The organism is Snodgrassella alvi (assembly GCF_040741455.2).
Classification (GTDB): domain Bacteria; phylum Pseudomonadota; class Gammaproteobacteria; order Burkholderiales; family Neisseriaceae; genus Snodgrassella; species Snodgrassella alvi_E.
This window is the reverse complement of sequence record NZ_CP160328.2, coordinates 1,267,817-1,285,662: the sequence shown is the minus strand read 5'-3', so window position 1 is coordinate 1,285,662 and position 17,846 is coordinate 1,267,817. Positions and strand designations below refer to the sequence as shown.

The 17,846-nt window shown below is 44.8% G+C and carries 15 protein-coding genes; 10 read left to right on the top strand and 5 right to left on the bottom strand.

The genetic code is table 11. The annotated features are described in order from the left end of the window. Positions 1-346: 346 nt before the first annotated feature. From earP to ABU615_RS05760, 5 genes are all read left to right on the top strand, one after another. Positions 347-1,546, top strand: a complete 1,200-nt coding sequence (gene earP / locus ABU615_RS05780; RefSeq protein ID WP_370388689.1) for an elongation factor P maturation arginine rhamnosyltransferase EarP — start codon at positions 347-349, stop codon at positions 1,544-1,546. A 43-nt stretch (positions 1,547-1,589) separates the two neighbouring features. Then, a complete protein-coding gene (gene efp, locus ABU615_RS05775) occupies positions 1,590-2,150 on the top strand; it encodes an elongation factor P (RefSeq protein ID WP_025331610.1) in 561 nt (186 codons plus the stop codon). Positions 2,151-2,289: 139 nt separating this feature from the next. After that, positions 2,290-3,675 carry an MATE family efflux transporter gene (locus ABU615_RS05770; RefSeq protein WP_267403919.1) on the top strand — a complete coding sequence of 462 codons (1,386 nt, stop codon included), beginning with the start codon at positions 2,290-2,292 and terminating at the stop codon, positions 3,673-3,675. Then, positions 3,672-4,697, top strand: a complete 1,026-nt coding sequence (gene murB / locus ABU615_RS05765) for a UDP-N-acetylmuramate dehydrogenase (RefSeq protein ID WP_370388688.1) — start codon at positions 3,672-3,674, stop codon at positions 4,695-4,697. The genes ABU615_RS05770 and murB overlap by 4 nt, the downstream gene beginning before the upstream one ends. A gap of 72 nt (positions 4,698-4,769) precedes the next feature. Then, positions 4,770-5,423: a TetR/AcrR family transcriptional regulator gene (locus ABU615_RS05760; RefSeq protein ID WP_100140773.1), complete on the top strand. Its 654-nt coding sequence runs from the start codon at positions 4,770-4,772 to the stop codon at positions 5,421-5,423. Positions 5,424-5,552: 129 nt separating this feature from the next. On the opposite strand, the gene ABU615_RS05755 is transcribed toward ABU615_RS05760, so the two are convergent. The 3 genes from ABU615_RS05755 to ABU615_RS05745 all read right to left on the bottom strand — a co-directional run bounded on the left by ABU615_RS05755 (position 5,553) and on the right by ABU615_RS05745 (position 9,254). Then, complete coding sequence (locus ABU615_RS05755; RefSeq protein WP_370388687.1) at positions 5,553-6,560, bottom strand: MBL fold metallo-hydrolase; 1,008 nt, start codon at positions 6,558-6,560, stop codon at positions 5,553-5,555. Positions 6,561-6,691: 131 nt separating this feature from the next. After that, the gene (locus ABU615_RS05750; protein WP_370388686.1) at positions 6,692-8,107 is read right to left on the bottom strand and encodes a hypothetical protein; all 1,416 of its coding nucleotides are present in this window, start codon (positions 8,105-8,107) and stop codon (positions 6,692-6,694) included. A 376-nt stretch (positions 8,108-8,483) separates the two neighbouring features. Continuing rightward, the gene (locus ABU615_RS05745) at positions 8,484-9,254 is read right to left on the bottom strand and encodes a serine/threonine protein kinase (protein ID WP_267391536.1); all 771 of its coding nucleotides are present in this window, start codon (positions 9,252-9,254) and stop codon (positions 8,484-8,486) included. A gap of 685 nt (positions 9,255-9,939) precedes the next feature. Between ABU615_RS05745 and pta the strand changes: the two genes are divergently transcribed. After that, positions 9,940-11,640: a phosphate acetyltransferase gene (pta, locus tag ABU615_RS05740; protein WP_370388685.1), complete on the top strand. Its 1,701-nt coding sequence runs from the start codon at positions 9,940-9,942 to the stop codon at positions 11,638-11,640. Positions 11,641-12,378: 738 nt separating this feature from the next. Here the strand turns inward: pta and ABU615_RS05735 are convergent. Next, positions 12,379-12,651 (bottom strand): DUF3079 domain-containing protein, encoded by a 273-nt coding sequence (locus ABU615_RS05735; RefSeq protein WP_100140768.1) that lies wholly within the window; start codon positions 12,649-12,651, stop codon positions 12,379-12,381. A gap of 172 nt (positions 12,652-12,823) precedes the next feature. On the opposite strand from ABU615_RS05735, the gene ABU615_RS05730 reads away from it, so the two are divergent. From ABU615_RS05730 to ABU615_RS05715, 4 genes are all read left to right on the top strand, one after another. Beyond that, positions 12,824-13,942, top strand: a complete 1,119-nt coding sequence (locus ABU615_RS05730; RefSeq protein ID WP_370388684.1) for an FAD-dependent oxidoreductase — start codon at positions 12,824-12,826, stop codon at positions 13,940-13,942. Next, positions 13,939-14,133: a sulfur carrier protein ThiS gene (gene thiS / locus ABU615_RS05725; protein WP_100140766.1), complete on the top strand. Its 195-nt coding sequence runs from the start codon at positions 13,939-13,941 to the stop codon at positions 14,131-14,133. The genes ABU615_RS05730 and thiS overlap by 4 nt, the downstream gene beginning before the upstream one ends. Before the next feature lie 358 nt (positions 14,134-14,491). Then, a complete protein-coding gene (locus ABU615_RS05720; RefSeq protein ID WP_180295836.1) occupies positions 14,492-15,019 on the top strand; it encodes a DUF1440 domain-containing protein in 528 nt (175 codons plus the stop codon). Between the two features lie 401 nt (positions 15,020-15,420). Then, on the top strand, positions 15,421-16,218 hold the full coding sequence (locus ABU615_RS05715; RefSeq protein ID WP_100156521.1) for a thiazole synthase: 798 nt from the start codon (positions 15,421-15,423) through the stop codon (positions 16,216-16,218). An 85-nt stretch (positions 16,219-16,303) separates the two neighbouring features. Here the strand turns inward: ABU615_RS05715 and ABU615_RS05710 are convergent, their stop codons facing one another. Next, positions 16,304-17,701 (bottom strand): amino acid permease, encoded by a 1,398-nt coding sequence (locus ABU615_RS05710; protein ID WP_267403906.1) that lies wholly within the window; start codon positions 17,699-17,701, stop codon positions 16,304-16,306. Positions 17,702-17,846: the final 145 nt, after the last annotated feature.

Sequence of the window (17,846 nt, the reverse complement as noted above, 5' to 3'; positions counted from 1 at the left end):
GAGTTGTTTTGCTGTAAAAAACCTTGTTGTTAAAGGGTTTAAAGATATGCCCACAATATTTGTGGATAAATCTGTGGAAAATGAAAGTCTGGCTTGCATAATTGCCTATAAATCAAGACTTGCATGGGCTTGCCTAAAAAATAAGCCTAAAATAAATTTCTTTTAAAATCATATATTTAAAAAATATGTTTGTAAAAATTAAAGCCATTCGGATTTTTTACAGACTTTAGCATGACTGGTTTAATTCATGTGGATAAAATCGTTTTGTCAAGTCTGTTTTTATCTTGACAGATGGGAAATTGGCGATTTTCTGCGATGAATCCAGACCTTGGGTAAGGATTTTTTAATGTGTAGTAAGAATCAATCTGCAAATACGCTTCCGGATGATTTGGTTACTGAGGCGTGGGTATTTGTCCGAGTAATTGATAATTTTGGTGATGTGGGCGTGGGCTGGCGTTTAAGCTGTCTGCTGGCAGAGTATTTGTGTCTACGGGTGCGTCTGTGGATTGATGATGTGAAAGCTCTGGATACGCTGGTACCGGAGCGGGAAGGGTATTTGCCCCATGTAATGGTAGAAGTCTGGCAGGATGAGCTGCTGATGCAGCGACAGCTGGCTGAGGCTATTGATCCGGTATTGGTAATAGAAACTTTTGGTTGTACGTTACCTGACGCAGTGCGGGCACGAATGAGCCGGTGTCAGCCTTTGTGGCTAAACTGGGAATATCTGACGGCTGAAGACTGGGCGTTGGATTTGCATGCTATGCCGTCCTTACAGGCTGACGGACTGAAAAAGTACTTTTGGTTTATGGGTATGGATGCAGCCAGTGGCGGCCTGCTGCGTGAAAAAGATTATCTGACAAAACGTGCTGTATTTAGGCAGCAGCCACAGTTACAGCAGGCATTCCGACAACAGTATGGTTTGCCTGAGCAGCATAAAGGCCAGTTGTGGCTAGTATTTGCCTATGCTTCAGTGTGCTGGCCACAATGGTTGAACATGTGGCAGCAGGGTGGTACACCGGTGACGTTGTGGCTGGCTGGTGGGCAGGTGGTGGAAAGTTTGCGTGCGGCTTCGATTGTGCCGACAGATGCCTTGCGTGAAGATGGTGCCATATATGAGTTGGATAATGTCACAATGGTGCGTATTCCGTTTGTACCACAGGCGGCGTTTGATCAGCTACTGTGGCTGGCTGATGCGGCAATTGTGCGGGGAGAAGACAGTTTTGTGCGTGCTTTATGGGCCGGTTTACCTTTTTTCTGGCATATTTATCGGCAGAACGAGAATGCGCATGTGCAAAAACTGCATGCTTTCTGGGCAAAGGCTACGACAGGGTGGCCAGTAGAGCTGCAAAGGGCGTTTATGGCTTTGTCGGATGATTTAAATGGAGCTGGCAAGCTGGATGAGTTAAGCCGTGTGGTGGCGTGGCAGAATTTGTGTGGCAATTGGCAAAGTTGGGTAAAAGCGGCAGCGGCGTGGTCTGAAATGCTGCATGCGCAGGACAATGCGCTTGAAAAACTAGCCAGATTCTGCCATCTTCCGCTAAAATGATGTACTTATTATTTGCTGAACATTTTTGGAAGTTAGATTAAAGATGAAAACCGCACAAGAATTGCGCCCGGGTAATGTATTTATGGTGGGCAATGATCCAATGGTGGTGCAGAAGTCCGAATACAATAAATCCGGTCGTAATGCTGCCGTGGTGAAAATGAAACTGAAAAATTTGCTGACTGGTGCTGCTACGGAAACGGTTTATAAAGCCGATGAGAAGTTTGATGTAGTGGTACTGGATCGTAAGCAGTGTACTTATAGCTATTTTGCTGACCCGATGTATGTTTTCATGGATGATGAATTTAATCAGTATGAAGTGGAAGCTGAAAACATCGGTGATGCCATCAAGTTTATTGTGGATGGCATGGAAGAAAAATGTGAAGTGACTTTCTATGACGGCCGTGCTATTTCAGTGGAGCTGCCAACTATTATCGTGCGTGAAGTGGAATACACGGAGCCTGCGGTAAAAGGTGATACTTCTGGTAAAGTGATGAAGAATGCCCGTTTGGTAGGTGGAGCCGAGATTCAGGTAGCTGCTTATATTGAAAATGGCGATAAGGTGGAAATCGATTCGCGTACTTTTGAATTCCGCAAACGCGCCTAACTGATTTTCTGGCTGGCAGGCTGTCTGGAGAAATTCAGGCAGCCTGTTTTATTGTTTACTGCGCGGTAACAGACTGCTTGATGGCTGTGATGGTTTGCTGTCTTTTGTTGTTTGTATTGTTTAAGTTTGTAGGTGAAAGATGTTGTTTGAACTGAATCTGCATGGACGTGGTGAATTGTGGGCTGAATGCCGCAGGTTGTTGCGTCTGGCGTTGCCGATTCTTGTGGCACAGGCAGCGCAGGTGGGTGTGGGGGTAGTGGATACGGTAATGGCTGGACATGCCAGTGCCAATGATTTGGCTGGGGTGGCTCTGGGCTCGAATGTGTTCATTACGCTTTATATTACGTTTCTGGGGGTGATGACGGCTTTGCAGCCGATTCTGGCACAGTTGTATGGCGCAGGTAAAACCACAGAAATCGGTGAGCAGGGTCGACAAGGACTGTGGTTCGGTTTGTTTCTGGGCATATTGGGCATGTTGCTGCTGTGGGCGCTGATTAAGCCGATGCAGCACTGGCTGAATATGGGCACCTATGTGGATGGTGTATTTGGTCAGTTTGTGTTCTTTATTGCCTTGGGTATGCCGGCAGCGATGATTCATCGAGCTTTTTATGCATTTGCATCTTCTTTAAACCGACCAAAACCGATTATGGTGGTGAGCTTGATTGCGCTGCTGTTGAATATTCCACTGAATTATATTTTTGTTTATGGCAAGTATGGAATGCCGGAGTTGGGAGGGGCAGGCTGTGGTCTGGCTTCGGCTATTTGTTTTTGGTTTAATGCTATTGTGCTGGGCATTTATGTGGTTCGTCAGCGGTATTTTGCACCGTTTGCGCTGTTTGCTCGATTTGAACGTCCGCGCTGGCGTGTACAGGCTTCGCTATTGAGATTGGGTATTCCGATTGGGATGTCGTTTTTCCTTGAAGTGAGCCTGTTTACATTTATCAGCTTGCTGATTGCGCGTTTTGGTGTAACTCAGGTGGCGGCTCAGCAGGTGGTAATCAGTATTACGTCGCTGATTTATATGTTGCCGCAAAGTGTTGGTATTGCGCTGGCGGTGTGTGTGGGACAGGCAGTAGGTGCGCGCAAATGGCAACGCGCCCGTTTTGTTTCTGGTGTGGGTCTGAGTATGGGACTGCTGGGTGCGTGCTTTACCGGTGTGCTGTTGTTATTGTTTCGGCACTTCTGGGTGGGTTTGTACACAGCTGATCAGGAGGTAGTATTGCTGGGCGGCACACTGCTGATTTTTGCAGCCGTTTTTCAGTTATCCGATGCTACGCAGACGATTGCTTCGTACGCCCTGCGCGGCTATAAGCTGACCAAGATTCCGATGCTGATTCATGCGTTTAGTTTTTGGGGTTTGGGTCTGGGTTTTGGATGTCTGTTTGGCTTGTATTTCGGTATGGCTTTGTATGGTTTCTGGCTGGCTTTGGTGCTAGCGCTAACCGGTGCTGCGGTGGCTCTGGTATGGTATTTGCACCGGCAGAGTGAGCGATTTGCGCTGATGCAGGCGAAAAAGGAATCATGATGGATGTGACAGAATATGCTGATTTACAGCCGCTGCATACTTTTGCGTTGCCGGTACGCGCACGCTGGTTGGTATCTCTGACTGATGTTGAACAGTTGCCGAGAATCATGGCTTTACCCCAATTTGAACCCGAGCGCGTGCTATGGCTGGGCGGTGGGAGTAATATTCTATTCTGTGCTGATTATCCGGGACTAGTGGTGCGTGTAGCCAATCATGGTATTAAGCTGGTGGCGGATGATGGAGACCGTGTAGTGGTTGAAGCAGCCGCGGGTGAAAACTGGCATGATTTTGTACAATATACGCTGGCTCAGGGTTGGTGCGGACTGGAGAATCTAAGCCTGATCCCCGGTACGGTGGGTGCAGCACCGGTACAGAATATTGGCGCCTACGGTGTTGAGGTGCAGTCGTGTATTGACGCGGTGCAGGTTTACGACTTTAAAACGAATGAGCTGTGCTGGCTTGACTGTGATGAGTGCGGTTTTGCTTATCGCGACAGTATTTTTAAACATGCTGAGGGACGTTATCTGATTGTGGCGGTGCGGTTTGTGCTATCGCATGTGTTTAAAGCGCAGCTGCGTTATGGTGATTTGGCACAGGTGGCGTCGGAACTGGCACAGGGACAAGCTTTGACCGCCAGTATAGTGGCACAGGCTGTGTGCCATATCCGCAAGCAAAAGCTGCCTGACCCGCAGGTGCTTGGGAGTGCCGGCAGTTTCTTTAAAAATCCAGTTGTGCCAGCTACACTGGCTTCTAGCCTTTTGAAGCAATATCCGTCTCTACCGCATTACCCGCAGCCGGACGGACAAGTGAAACTGGCAGCTGGCTGGCTGATAGACCAGTGTGGCCTGAAAGGATTTCAGTTGGGTGGTGCTGCGGTACATGAGCGGCAGGCGCTGGTTCTGGTAAATAAAGATCATGCCTCTGCCGCTGATGTGGTAGCGCTGTCTGAATATGTGCAGAATTGTGTGGCACAGCGTTTTCAGGTGCGGCTGGAGCCTGAGCCCATATGGCAGCCTCAGTAACGGCGACCAGTAGTCTGATAAAAATGCCGTTAGTATGATTTGTGCGGTAAGAGACAGCATAATCTGAAAGAAATGAATATGGTGAAAGAATCACGCCCTAATACTTATAATCGTATTATTGATGCTAGTCTGAAGCTGTTTAATGAGGAGGGTGAACGCAACATCAGTACGAATCATATTGCTTCTTATTTGGGCATTAGCCCGGGCAATTTGTATTATCATTTTCGCAATAAAGATGAAATCATTATGCAGCTTTTTAAGCGCTATAGTGAGGAATTGCTGTGCTATCTGCAGCAGGTGGAGACGCCGCAGGATACGAATGCCATTAAGAATTATATGTTTGGTGTGTATGATGTAATGTGGCGATACCGTTTTTTATTTAGTGATTTGAATGCAATGCTGTCGCGAAGTGCTGAGCTTCTGGGTGAGCACAATAATTTTACCCGTGTAAGGGTGTCACCGCTGCTGCAAAATTTGTTGCAGCAGCTGACAGATACCGGCTTTATTCAGACGGATGAAATTGCTCGTAAGGAAATGGCTGTAAATATCTGGCTAATTACAAAATATTGGTGTGATTATGACAGTGCGCTGTATGAACGTAAGCTAACTGAGGACTCTAAATACCGCGGTACTCATCAGACGTTGACTTTGCTTCGTCCGTATGTAGCGCCGGCCTATCGGGAAGAATTTAACCGGATGATGGCTGATTTGCGCAATCACATATAAGATAAAATCAACCCCATTCGGAAGAATGGGGTTGATTTTTTTATATTATCCGAAACTTAGTTTTAGTGTTTTATTTGCTGTGGCCAGTGAAATTTTTCAGAAGCATGAAACGGTTTCTGTTATTGGGGGTTAGGAAGAGGTGATCGGGCGGCTGTCCCCCATTTTGATGCTTTCAAAACATTCGGGTAATACTCCATGCCGAACTCTGGCTGCGGCCAGTAGTTGGGGTGGTTCATCCAGCGGTTCATCGGCCAGTTCGAAAGCGCCCCAGTGCATGCCTATGGCCTGACGGCAACGCAGAATATTAAATATGGTTACAGCTTGTTCGGGATCAATGTGCTGATTATGCATAAACCAGCGAGGTGCATAGGCTCCGATCTGGATAGCTGCCATGTCTGTGGAGGTAAAGTGCTCGGCAATCTGGCGGAACATGATTTCACTGAAACCGGTGTCCCCACTGAAATAAGTATTGCTGCCTTCAGGTGTTTGCATCATCCAGCCACACCATAAAGTGTGATTGCGGTCTAACAGGCTGCGCTGGCTCCAGTGATGTGCCGGTACGGCATGAAAGCGGATATTATGAATGTTTGTTTGTTCCCACCAGTCTAGTTCTGTTATGTTGTTAATGCCCAATTGCTGTAGTTTTCGTTTTAGTCCTAAGGGGACGACTGCATTGATATTGGGAAAACGTGCGGCCAGTTTACGAATACTGGCTGTGTCTAAGTGGTCGTAATGGTTGTGAGAAATGGCAATGACATCTATATGAGGTAGCTCAGCAATGCTTGCAGCTGGCTGTGTACGGCGTTTTGGTCCGGCAAAAGATACAGGCGATACCCGTTGCGAGAATACAGGGTCGGTAATAATCATGCATTGATTTAGGCGTATGAGCAATGTGGCATGACTAATCCACCATAGGCGATTGCCGGAGAGGGTGAAATCTGGTGACTGCATCCACTCACGGGCAAAATGTGCATAACCTTGCTGTGGTGGCTTGGGCAGATGGTGGATGTGTCTTTCTAAGCTCCAGCGATAGACGTCAAGCTGTTTGATGGTTGTTGGTTCTAAATTACAGAATCCGTAAGGTGTATGATGCGGTTTATTTGGATTGTAGTAGGGGTTTTTTCTTTTAAATAGCATTATTTGCCTTCTTTATGCCAGTCCAACACTGTTTGTACCATAATGCCCTTATTACAGGTAGAACTTAAATCAGTGCTTGCTCTGCTGGTGCTACAAGCACTGAAATAAATCGCTGCTTTAAGTGGTGAAAGTTATTGAGTGGCCAGTATTCTGTTCATTTCATAAAAATCACCACTCATCTGTGACCATAGTTTTTGGCGTGTTTGATTAAATTGTTCTTCGCGAGCAAGCAGTTTACCTTCGGTATATGCGGTATATTTTTTGGGTACGTTTCCATCAAACCAGTAATAAGTCTGCGATGAAGTTGTTTTTGCACGGTAATTGCGATTTAGGGCGTACAGACCTCTGGTGTGTACTTCAGCCATCATTTCTGCTTCATTTACAGTTTTGACACTATATTTTTTGAAATAGAAATCTTTATACACATCTTGATTGACCATATTACCGTGTTCATCTGCCACCTGTTTTGATCCTACACGCAGATTTTCATGGAGGTTTTGGGTTTCAATATTTTCTTTATACTGTTGAAACTGGCCGTGGTTCATGCTTACATCAATCACTAAATTGGCGGCACTGGCATTATCGACAAAATTAACATAATTTTTTTGTAATGCGGAACGTATGTTATCAGCCAGATAGCTGTTGCCGCGGACGAAAATCTGTATTTGTCCTTTTTGCGCATACATACTTGCCAGTTTGGTGGAATTTTTATAGGTATTGCCATATGGGCTGTATACCTCGCTGGCAGCACGGTATAAGGTAGCAGCTTCGCGATATTCACTCAGACGCTTTGCGCGGCGAATTATGGTTTGTGCCTGCTGGTAATGTTTTTCTGCTTCAATGGTGCGCCATTTTTTTTCATAAATGTCTGCTTGTTTGGCGCTGTCTTTATAATTGCCTAAAGGCAGATATACTTCATGTGCTTTGCGGAAGTTTGCGGCTGCCTGTTTATAATTGCGTTCTCGTACACCGTCCTGTGCCTCTGCATAAAATTCCTGTGCTGCGGTTTTATAGTACATTTTCTGATTATCTTCAGCACGTTTGAGAATATCTTGATAATTAAAATATTCATAACCCTGACGGTATAGTTTTGCTTTGCGCAGATAATCATCACTGTAGGCAGGTACAATTTCGTTGGCCTGCTGATAAAACTGTTGAGCCAGTGATTCTTTTATTCCATTTATTGTGTACAGGCTGAGATATTTTTCTATATATGGACTATAGCTTTTATCTCCGAGCTCGGTTTTTAATGCCAGCAGTAGCTGATAATTTTTTATTCGTTTTTCATAATCGGTTGGTGCTGCCTGCTGAATGTTTTTCTGAGCCATTACAGTCAGTTTTGCTACTGTTGCTTGTAAATATAATATGTCTTTATCTTTCCATGGTTTATTTTTCTGTTGCAGCTTTTGGCTTTTTGCATTGAAGTTATTAGCCAGAATTTTTACTCCCCCGATATAATCACCGGATTTAAATTTATCTTCCGGTTTTACAGATACTACACAGCTTGCCAATATCAGACACAGAAAAGCCAATAGTATTTTTCTCATTTATTTCTTTCCTCGGCTACGTAAACAAAAAAAAGATACGATATAGAATCAGCATATTAACATTATCAATACAGAAGCGTAAGGAATTATAAGTCTACCAATTATGCAAATTTGAAATGATATTGATATGCTTTTATTCTATTTATCTGGCTATTGCTGTGTAGTGAATGGAAAGCTCTAAGCACCCTGACTTTTTTCAACGCTTTTTTAGGAGAAAAAATATTTTATTAATAGATCTGACTAGCTTTGGATAATTGAACAGGAATGATGTAAGAAAACCTGAACTGGCTGTTAACAATTCAGGTTTTTTTTTGACCAGTTAGCCAGATTCGATGCCTTGATTTTCAGAAGTTTTGTTGCTGGCTGTTGTTTCAGTTTAGTTTCGTGGCGTATATGCGTAGACGGTGCTGTTTTGCCAAGCGCCTATATAGTAGCGATTCTGGTGATAGGCTAATGCCACAGCTCCTGGTATTGAGGTAACTAAAGTGTTTACGGTTTTTGTTTTGACATTTACTGTACGCACCATGTCAGCTCCGTTGTCAATCACAGCAACGACGTTTGGAGAAACGGTAACAATGCCTACGCCTGGACGGTTGAATTCTTGACCCAATTCTGTCTGGCTGCCATCTGGTGAGATTAGGGTGAGGCGACCGCTATACTGGGAAACAACTAAGCTGTTATCCGGTAATTGGGTGACGCCCACTGGTGTGGTTAAACCCCGGGCAATGATTTCTTTGCGGCCGCTGTTTAAATCCAGTGATACGATTTCTCCAGTGGAACGGTTGGTAACCAACAATTTGCCAGTATTGGAAAAAGCAATACCTGTAGGGGTATGGTAGCCATCTGAAATTTTTTCAGCTTTACCTTTGGCATTGATTTTTAAAATGTAATCTCCATCGTAGGATGATACATAGATATTATCTTGTGCATCAATCACAATACCAGCTGGTGCTTCAATATCGGCATAAATAGTATCACGTTTGCCGTTGGTGTTTATTTTAGTGATTGAGTTACCTGACCAGTTTGTAACGTACATTGCGCCTTTAGTGTCGAAGGCAATTCCTGTGGGGGCATTGAAAGAAGAGCTAATGGTCGTTAATCCTTCAGTGGTGCGTGCGCTGGTTTGCTCGGTTGTTAATCTGGCCATATTATTCCTTCCGTATAAATATAGTGTGCATAATGTAAGAAAAACAAAAGCCATTGCATAGAAAAATTTTTTTTTCAACATGTGTACCCTAGTGTGAGCTGAATGAATAGTGGATGGGCAGTATTTTATTAAAGTGCGTAAAGATTCGGCTGTTATCAGTGTTTTCCATCAGGCAGTTGATCATTGCTTTTCAGTCCGAAGTGCATCATTCTGTTTTTGTCTGACGGTAGAGTCTTTTTTGATTATTTAGTTTTTAATGTCTCCTATGGTTTATGTGAATAAATAATTTAAAGATGCGATTGCTGAATTAAGCGTACTTAAAAATCAGGAAATACAGAAATACGAAATTAGCGATATGAAATAAATATCAGGATTGGAAGCGCATTGTGCCGGAAGAGCATATATAAAAGTTCGACTGGTTAACACAGTATTAGGCATGGCTATGCTGGCAGTATGTACAGTTTGCTTGGTTCTAAAGTGCTGTTGTCGCGATAGTTGTGTTACTGCTGCCATGCCTGATAAATCAAGTGTTATTATGCTTATGATGTATATTCGGCTGACTTATGTTTTTTCATGCAAAAATTGATGTATCTCGGTATGCAGTGCAGCGAAGTAAATTATAATCGTTAGCGATAAAATAAATGCGGCGTTTGCTGCTGGTGTTAGTTCAACGAAAGGGATTTTTATGTCGCAATTTTTGCTGGTGCCTACTGGATCACAGGCTGGTTTGACCGGTGTGGGTCTGGGTGTGGCGCAGATATTTTTACAAGCCGGACAGGTGCCGCTGTACTATAAACCAGTTACCGCAAGTACAGCTGCGGATAATACCGGTTCACTGGTGCAGGCGGTATTGCAGCAAACTTTGCCTGAACCACAGTCGCTGAATGCTTTGGATGAGCGGGTATATCAGGGACAAGCAGATGATGCTGTGGAAGAGTTTGTTGCTGCTTTTCATCAGCTGGCTGAGGCAAAACATGATGTGGTGGTGATTGAAGGTGCGGTTCCGGAAGCGGGTCGCACTTATCTGCCAGCACAAAATGTGAAAATTGCGGCAGCGCTGAACGCACGGGTAATTCTTGTGGCAGCGATTGCAAATCGTACTCCTGCTTTGGTTGCAGCGCAGTTGTTGCTGGCTGCGCATGATTATGCGCATGGCCACACAGAAATCAGTGGCTTTATTCTGACTGCTGATGCCGAGCATGCTCCTGCAGCTGGGTTTGCTGCCGAGGTACAGTCTGAACTGACCGCACATGGCTGCAAAATTGATTGTCTGGGTGTGGTAACTGCTCTTCCGGCTGAAATTGATGTGGCTCAGGCTGAGGATGTAGCCAGTGCAGTGGCTGCGCAATTGAATGCTCAGCTATTGAGTGCAGCACAGGCTAAACCATTGACAGAGCATCTTGCGCCGGCAGCATTTCGCTTTCAGATGATGGCGCGTGCCCGTGCGGCCAATAAACGTATTGTGCTGCCGGAGGGCAGTGAACCGCGCACGGTTGCCGCAGCGGCCATTTGTGAAAATAAAGGAATTGCGCGCTGTGTGTTGCTGGCTAAAAAAGAAGAAGTGGAAGCAGTAGCACGGGAAAAAAATATTCAATTACCGGCTTCACTGGAAATCATTGATCCAGACACAATCCGTGAACGCTATGTTGCACCGATGGTAGAACTGAGAAAAAGCAAAGGTCTGACACCTGAACAGGCCACTGAGCAATTGCAGGATACGGTAGTGTTGGGCACGATGATGCTGGCAACCGGTGATGTGGATGGTCTGGTGTCTGGCGCAGTACATACTACGGCCAATACCATTCGTCCGGCTCTGCAATTAATTAAAACAGCTCCGGGTGCCAGTCTGGTATCCAGCGTATTCTTTATGCTGATGCCGGATCAGGTGCTGGTATATGGTGACTGTGCTGTTAATCCGAATCCTACTGCCGAGCAGCTGGCAGATATTGCCATTCAGTCTGCCGATTCTGCTAAAGCATTTGGTATTGAGCCTAAAGTGGCGATGATTTCTTATTCTACCGGTTCATCCGGCAGTGGTGCTGATGTGGAGACGGTGTCAGCAGCTACTAAGTTGGCACAGCAAAAACGTCCTGATCTGCATATTGATGGGCCATTGCAATATGATGCGGCCAGTGTGCCTAGTGTGGGCAGACAGAAGGCGCCGGACAGCAAGGTTGCTGGGCAGGCTACTGTGTTTGTATTCCCGGACTTAAATACCGGTAATACTACTTATAAGGCTGTACAACGCAGTGCGCATGTGCTGAGTGTGGGGCCAATGTTGCAGGGTCTGAATAAGCCGGTAAACGATTTGTCGCGTGGTGCACTAATTGAAGATATTGTGTACACCATTGCTTTAACGGCTATTCAGGCAGTACAGATGGGCTAGCCCATATTATTCTTCGGCAGATTATTACTGCTGATAGACAGGCAGATGATATGACAATCATCTGCCTGTTTTGTATTTTATGGCAATAAAATTAATTATTTTATTTTTTTGAAGCAATTTAAAATTAAATGTTTATTATAAATGGCATGATTATTGTCTTTTGATACGATAACTTTACGAACTATTGCCAAATCTGTGTTAATAAATTACAGTCTGTAACTGGACATAACGTCTGATAAAATAGCCAAGAATACAAAGGGATAATCTTAAATTAGAGGTATTATGCAGTAATATACTCGCCTGCAGTTTTTTTGCAGGCGGTTTATTTTTTTAAGGCTTTAAACACTACTGCGATATTGGCTGGCTTTTTAAAGCATGAGCTTTATCTTTCTTTTTTATGTTTTGTTGTTTCCAACTCTGGATTGAGTTGGTCGGGTGAGATAACGATAAAACTTATCGCATTCACTAATGCTGGTACCTGAGTGGATCAGCGTATCTTTTTATGTTTTATTTCTGTAAAATAATTCTCAAATTAAAGTAATGTTTTTACAATAATATTTAACTTGATATTTTGTATGATTGAAACAGCTTGGAGCTTAGCCAGTGCCTGCGATGCTCTTTAATTTATTCTGCTAACGATGGACGAAATAAATCAGGTTTGAGTAGGTTTTGGCTATTGGTCTGTGTTGAAGATAAGTTTTGTCAATCTGGACTAGTTGCAGTGATATCAGGATAAGATTATTTTTTTAACGTTAGTTTGATATGCGGTTTGTGCGGTTTGATTTCTTTTGCTGATGGCTGGTTAGAAGCGGTAATTTGTTTGCGTTGTGTTTCCGACAGCAAGCCGGACCAATCACCCTCAAGATACCATTGTGCACCGAAATCCTCGCACGGATGTGGAATGCGGATACTACCATTGCCGCATTGTAAATCATCTGCACGACAGTATTTATCACAGCCCCAGCAGATTCGTTCGGGGTGTTTAGGATGCAGAGGGAAAACCTTGGCCATAGTAAAGTCTATTGTTGGGGAATATCTGCGGTTATACCCGCTGAAGCCGGTTTGTTCAAGCGGAGGAGGACTGGGTGCTGTGTAATGTTTTGTCGGGAAAATATTTTTACCAAAACAAAATATGCTTGATTCAGGAACAGATAAAGATTCGGTTTAATATGACAGGTGCGCAATGAAACAATATGATGTTGCCGTTTTGGGCGGTGGGTTGCTGGGACGTCTGACTGCGTGGTTACTGGCAGAGCAGGGCTCTAAAGTGGTGCTGTTCAATGCCGGTAATCGAAATGGAGAAGGCAGCGCTGCATTTGCGGCAGCAGCGATGCTGGCGCCTACAGCTGAAGCGGTGGAAGCCACGCCGCTGGTGGTTCAGTTGGGATATTCCAGTTTGCCAATCTGGCGTAAGTGGGTGGACATATTTCCAACTCCTGTATTCATGCAGCAGAATGGATCATTAATTGTCTGGCATCCGCAGGATCGAGAGCTGGCTCAGCAGTTTACACGAGATTTGCAACGGGCTCATCAGGATAGCAGCCGCTGTCAGCATTGGCACAGTCAGCAAATCGATGCACAAGAACCGCAGCTGGCTGGCCGTTTTCAGCAAGGACTGTTTTTACCAACAGAAGGCCAGTTGGATAATCGTCAGACACTGCTGGCACTGGCAGATATGCTTGAGCGCCGGCAGGTAACCTGTTATTGGGAACGCGAAAGTGAGCCGGCTGAATGTGCAAAATTGGCTGAATGGACGCTGGATTGTCGCGGTTTTGGCGGTAAAAAAAGCTGGAACAATAAGGCAAATAGCCGTCTGCGCGGTGTTCGGGGAGAAGTGCTGCGTATTCATGCTTCAGATGTGACGCTTCACCGGCCGGTACGGGTGCTGCATCCACGCTATCCTATTTATATTGCGCCGAAACAGAACCATTTGTTTGTAATTGGTGCTACTCAGATTGAAAGTGAAGATGACAGCCCGCTGAGTGTGCGTAGCGGATTGGAGCTCATGTCTGCTTTGCATTGCGTTCATCCGGCTTTTGGTGAAGGACGGATTCTGGAAAGTCTGGCGCAGCTACGGCCAACGCTCAATCATGAAAATCCAGAAATACGCTATGATATAGATAATCGATTGGTGGCTGTTAATGGTTTGTTTAGGCATGGATTTATGATTTCACCTACTGTCAGTCTGGCTACTGTGCGGGTTATTCAGGCGTTGATGCAACAGCAGCCACTTCCAGATGCAGACGCGCGCTATCACATAGATGCTGTGCCGGTAAGCCAGAATGGAGAATCAATAGAATGAAATTATGCGTTAATGATGAGGTAATAGAGTTTGATGGTCGCACGCTAGGGGAACTGGTTGTGCATATTAATCCTGAAACACCTTTTGCAGTGGCCGTAAACACTGCTTTTGTTGCCCGTAAGGAATATGGTGGCTATGTCTTGCAGGAGCAGGATAAAGTGGACATTGTGAGTCCGGTAGTGGGCGGTTAGTACGGTAGCAAAATGGTTGTAAGCAAACCCTGTATGCATACAGGGTTTTTTGTTGCTCGTCTTTGCCCGTGCTGGCTAAAGCTGAAGTGGGTAATTTGTTCACTTTTAAATAAAGCAGTAAATTTCAGGCTAAATATTCCATAAAAGTAATCGTATTTTATTTGTCGGTAATATCAATATGCTGAATAATCTTTAATGCCAGTATAATAATTGATTTTGTCATATATACTGTTTTGGAGAACGCAGAAGGGTAAATTTGCTTGATTTTGCCTTTAATCTACATTTACACTTGCGCCCCTGTTTTACATGAATAATACAAATCAATAGTTGTTGTTAACATATCAAAAGGGCGTTAATTATGTCTAATCTGTTTGCTCGTACCGAACCGGCCAGCCGCAGTTTTGGGGTGGCTTTTTTTGCCGGTATTATGGGGGGGCTGATTTCGGCTTTTGTGAAATCTGGTACCGAAGGTATCATGCCACCGCGCACACCAGACCGTGTGCCGCCTCCGATTCAGATGATTCAGGATATGGGCATTGATATTCACAATATGGTTTACACTTATTCCGACCAAGTAGTGAACTGGGGTGGCAGTCTGATACACATCCTGTTTTCTATTGTCTGGGCTGTCATTTACTGCATGGCAGCAGAAATTTTTCCTAAAGTAAAATTATGGCAGGGTATGGCCTTTGGTATTGGGGTAACTATTTTGTTCCACGGTATTATGCTGCCAGTCATGAATTTGTCGCCTGCTCCGTGGAATCTGCCTTTTGATGAGCTCTTTTCTGAGCTGATTGGTACCTTGCTGTGGATGTGGACTATTGAAATTTTTCGCCGCGATTTGCGTAACCGTCTGACTAAAAAACCAGACCCAGAATTTCAGTAGACTAGAGTAATGATGGCCGGATGCTGAATTTCTTGATATTCCGGCTATCAGCAGAGATAGTTTTTTGTTTTTGCCCATGTTTATCCATATAATGAAGTGTCAGTGTGACGCTTGATACTGGATAAGTGTCATGGGCATTTTTATATTTGTGTCTGACCTCTGCTCTGTTGTGCGGTTTATTTCCAAGCTTGATTATTTTATTCATAATGAATTATGAAAATAAGATAAATACTCAATCTACTGCCTGCTTTTTCATTTTGTACTAACTGATTTTTCCTATTAATTGAAATCAGATGCAAAGATATTGTTCTGGTTATAAAATCTAGTCTTTCTTCTTCTGGACAGTGCTTGGCGGCTGTTTGGACAATATTCGATATTACTGTTTTGCGGAAAGAGAGCTGATGGCTTTACAACTATATAATGAGCAGTTTGAAAGTCGTTTGCTGCTGGGAACCGCTGCTTATCCCAATCCGGAAATACTGCGGGCAGCAGTTAGAAAATCTCAGCCGGCAATGATAACAGTGGCTTTGCGCCGGCAGGGTGCTACTTCGGCAGAGCATGGTCAGGGTCTGTGGGGATTACTACAGGAACTAGATTTGCCTATTTTGCCTAATACAGCCGGCTGCCTGAGTGTGCAAGAGGCAGTAACAACAGCGCAGATGGCACGCGAAGTTTTTGCCACAGACTGGATTAAGCTGGAGCTGATTGGCGATGACCATACTTTACAGCCGGACGTGTTTCAGTTGGTACAGGCGGCAGATATCCTGATTAAAGATGGCTTTAAGGTATTGCCCTACTGTACGGAAGATCTGATAGCTTGCCGCCGTTTACTTGATGCCGGCTGTCAGGCTTTGATGCCCTGGGCAGCACCGATTGGCACCGGACTGGGACCCGTGCATGAATATGCCCTGCATGTGCTGCGTGAACATTTACCTGATACTCCATTACTTGTGGATGCGGGGCTGGGATTGCCTTCACATGCGGCAGCTGTAATGGAATGGGGTTTTGATGGGGTGCTGCTGAATACTGCCGTTTCACGCAGTGGTGCTCCGGTGTTGATGGCAGAAGCTTTTGCTCAGGCGGTAAAGGCCGGCAGACTGGCTTATGAAGCGACGCCGGTTGTACCGCGGCATAATGCACAGGCTTCTACGCCACAACTAGGTCAACCTTTCTGGCATTATCCTGACTATAACGATTAAAAATAAAGTGTGTACGCACGTTATTTTATTATTCTGTCCTGTTTTGGTGTAGTGGCTGCATTAAAACAGGACAGATTTTTTGTCGTTAATGGTTGTGCTTTGAATCGGTATAGGAAATGCGTTTTTTCAATTGCTGCCGATACAGAGGCAGAAACAGGGTTAGCAGGATAAACCAGACTGGAGTGGCTACCAGTCCGGTAAGCGTATCTTTGTCCTGACTAAACAAATACAGCACAAACGCAAAAAATATCAGACACACATAACACATCGGAATGCCAAACGGCATTTTATAAACGGAGCGCGCATGTGCTTCTGGGAAAAGGCGACGATAGCGTAAATAGGCAATTAGGATTACTGCCCAGACAAAGATGAAGCAGATGCTGGAAACAGTGGTAACAATGGTAAATACTTTCATGACATCACCTTCGGCATAAAGCAGAAAGACGCCGATCAGCAATAGTGCACAAGAATATAACAAACCGTTTTGCGGTACGCCGGAGGCTGACAAACGGGCAAATACCTTCGGACCTACCCCGTTGCGAGATAGACCGTACAACATGCGGCCAGTGGAGTACATACCGCTGTTGGCTGAAGAAAGCGCGGAAGTCAGTACAACAAAATTAATAATTGTAGCGGCCGCGCTGATGCCAATGAGCGTAAACATGTTAACAAACGGGCTGCGGTCTGGTGCCACCATACTCCATGGTGTGACGGTCATGATGATAGTCAGAGCCAATACGTAGAAAACAATCACACGTACCGGTATTTTATTGATGGCTGCTGGTAGTGTAGTGGTGGGATCGTCAGTCTCTGCTGAAGCGGTACCAACAAGCTCTATACCAACAAAGGCAAATATTGCAATTTGAAAGGCAGCAAAGAAACCAGACCAACCATGAGGCATCCAGCCTCCGTACGACCACAGATTGCTGATTCTGGCTTGAATACCGTTGGTGCTGACAAAACTGGTTATGAGCAGATAACCGCCACAACCAATTAAAGCAAGAATGGCCAGAATTTTAATCAGCGCAAACCAAAATTCCAGCTCGCCAAAAAGCTTCACTGATAGCAGATTGAGCGTTAGCAGAATGATGATGCAGATTATACCGGGTAGCCACAGGGGTACCTCCGGCCACCAGAATTGGGTGTAGCCGGTAATAGCGACAATATCGGCCATGCCAATCACCACCCAGCAAAACCAGTAAGACCACCCAACATAATATCCAACAGTAGGGTTGAGGATATCCGTTGTGAAATCAACGAAAGATTTGTATTGCAGGTTATGCAAGAGTAATTCACCCATGGCCCGCATGACAAAAAACAGAAATGTACCGATGATGATATAGGTAAACAGTACGGAAGGGCCGGCCAGACTGATGGTGCGCCCGGATCCCATAAACAAGCCGGTGCCGATTGCTCCGCCGATGGCAATCAATTGTAAATGTCTGTTTTTCAGAGTTCGTTTTAATTCGGGCGGCCGGTTCATGTTTTATCCTCTATAAACTTGAAAACAGGAAGTAAACTCATGGTGTGATTTTGACGGATGAATGTAGAGTAACGGGTTATCTTAAGCGGATGTATTTTCATCACTAACAGGCTGTATCACAGCCGTAGCAGTACGTTATTTGTAG

Bases quoted from the DNA above. Each gene is read 5' to 3' on its own strand.
- earP (WP_370388689.1), top strand. From the start codon at position 347: ATGTGTAGTAAGAATCAATCTGCAAATACGCTTCCGGATGATTTGGTT.
- efp (WP_025331610.1), top strand. From the start codon at position 1,590: ATGAAAACCGCACAAGAATTGCGCCCGGGTAATGTATTTATGGTGGGC.
- ABU615_RS05770 (WP_267403919.1), top strand. From the start codon at position 2,290: ATGTTGTTTGAACTGAATCTGCATGGACGTGGTGAATTGTGGGCTGAA.
- murB (WP_370388688.1), top strand. From the start codon at position 3,672: ATGATGGATGTGACAGAATATGCTGATTTACAGCCGCTGCATACTTTT.
- ABU615_RS05760 (WP_100140773.1), top strand. From the start codon at position 4,770: ATGAATATGGTGAAAGAATCACGCCCTAATACTTATAATCGTATTATT.
- ABU615_RS05755 (WP_370388687.1), bottom strand. From the start codon at position 6,560: ATGCTATTTAAAAGAAAAAACCCCTACTACAATCCAAATAAACCGCAT.
- ABU615_RS05750 (WP_370388686.1), bottom strand. From the start codon at position 8,107: ATGAGAAAAATACTATTGGCTTTTCTGTGTCTGATATTGGCAAGCTGT.
- ABU615_RS05745 (WP_267391536.1), bottom strand. From the start codon at position 9,254: ATGGCCAGATTAACAACCGAGCAAACCAGCGCACGCACCACTGAAGGA.
- pta (WP_370388685.1), top strand. From the start codon at position 9,940: ATGTCGCAATTTTTGCTGGTGCCTACTGGATCACAGGCTGGTTTGACC.
- ABU615_RS05735 (WP_100140768.1), bottom strand. From the start codon at position 12,651: ATGGCCAAGGTTTTCCCTCTGCATCCTAAACACCCCGAACGAATCTGC.
- ABU615_RS05730 (WP_370388684.1), top strand. From the start codon at position 12,824: ATGAAACAATATGATGTTGCCGTTTTGGGCGGTGGGTTGCTGGGACGT.
- thiS (WP_100140766.1), top strand. From the start codon at position 13,939: ATGAAATTATGCGTTAATGATGAGGTAATAGAGTTTGATGGTCGCACG.
- ABU615_RS05720 (WP_180295836.1), top strand. From the start codon at position 14,492: ATGTCTAATCTGTTTGCTCGTACCGAACCGGCCAGCCGCAGTTTTGGG.
- ABU615_RS05715 (WP_100156521.1), top strand. From the start codon at position 15,421: ATGGCTTTACAACTATATAATGAGCAGTTTGAAAGTCGTTTGCTGCTG.
- ABU615_RS05710 (WP_267403906.1), bottom strand. From the start codon at position 17,701: ATGAACCGGCCGCCCGAATTAAAACGAACTCTGAAAAACAGACATTTA.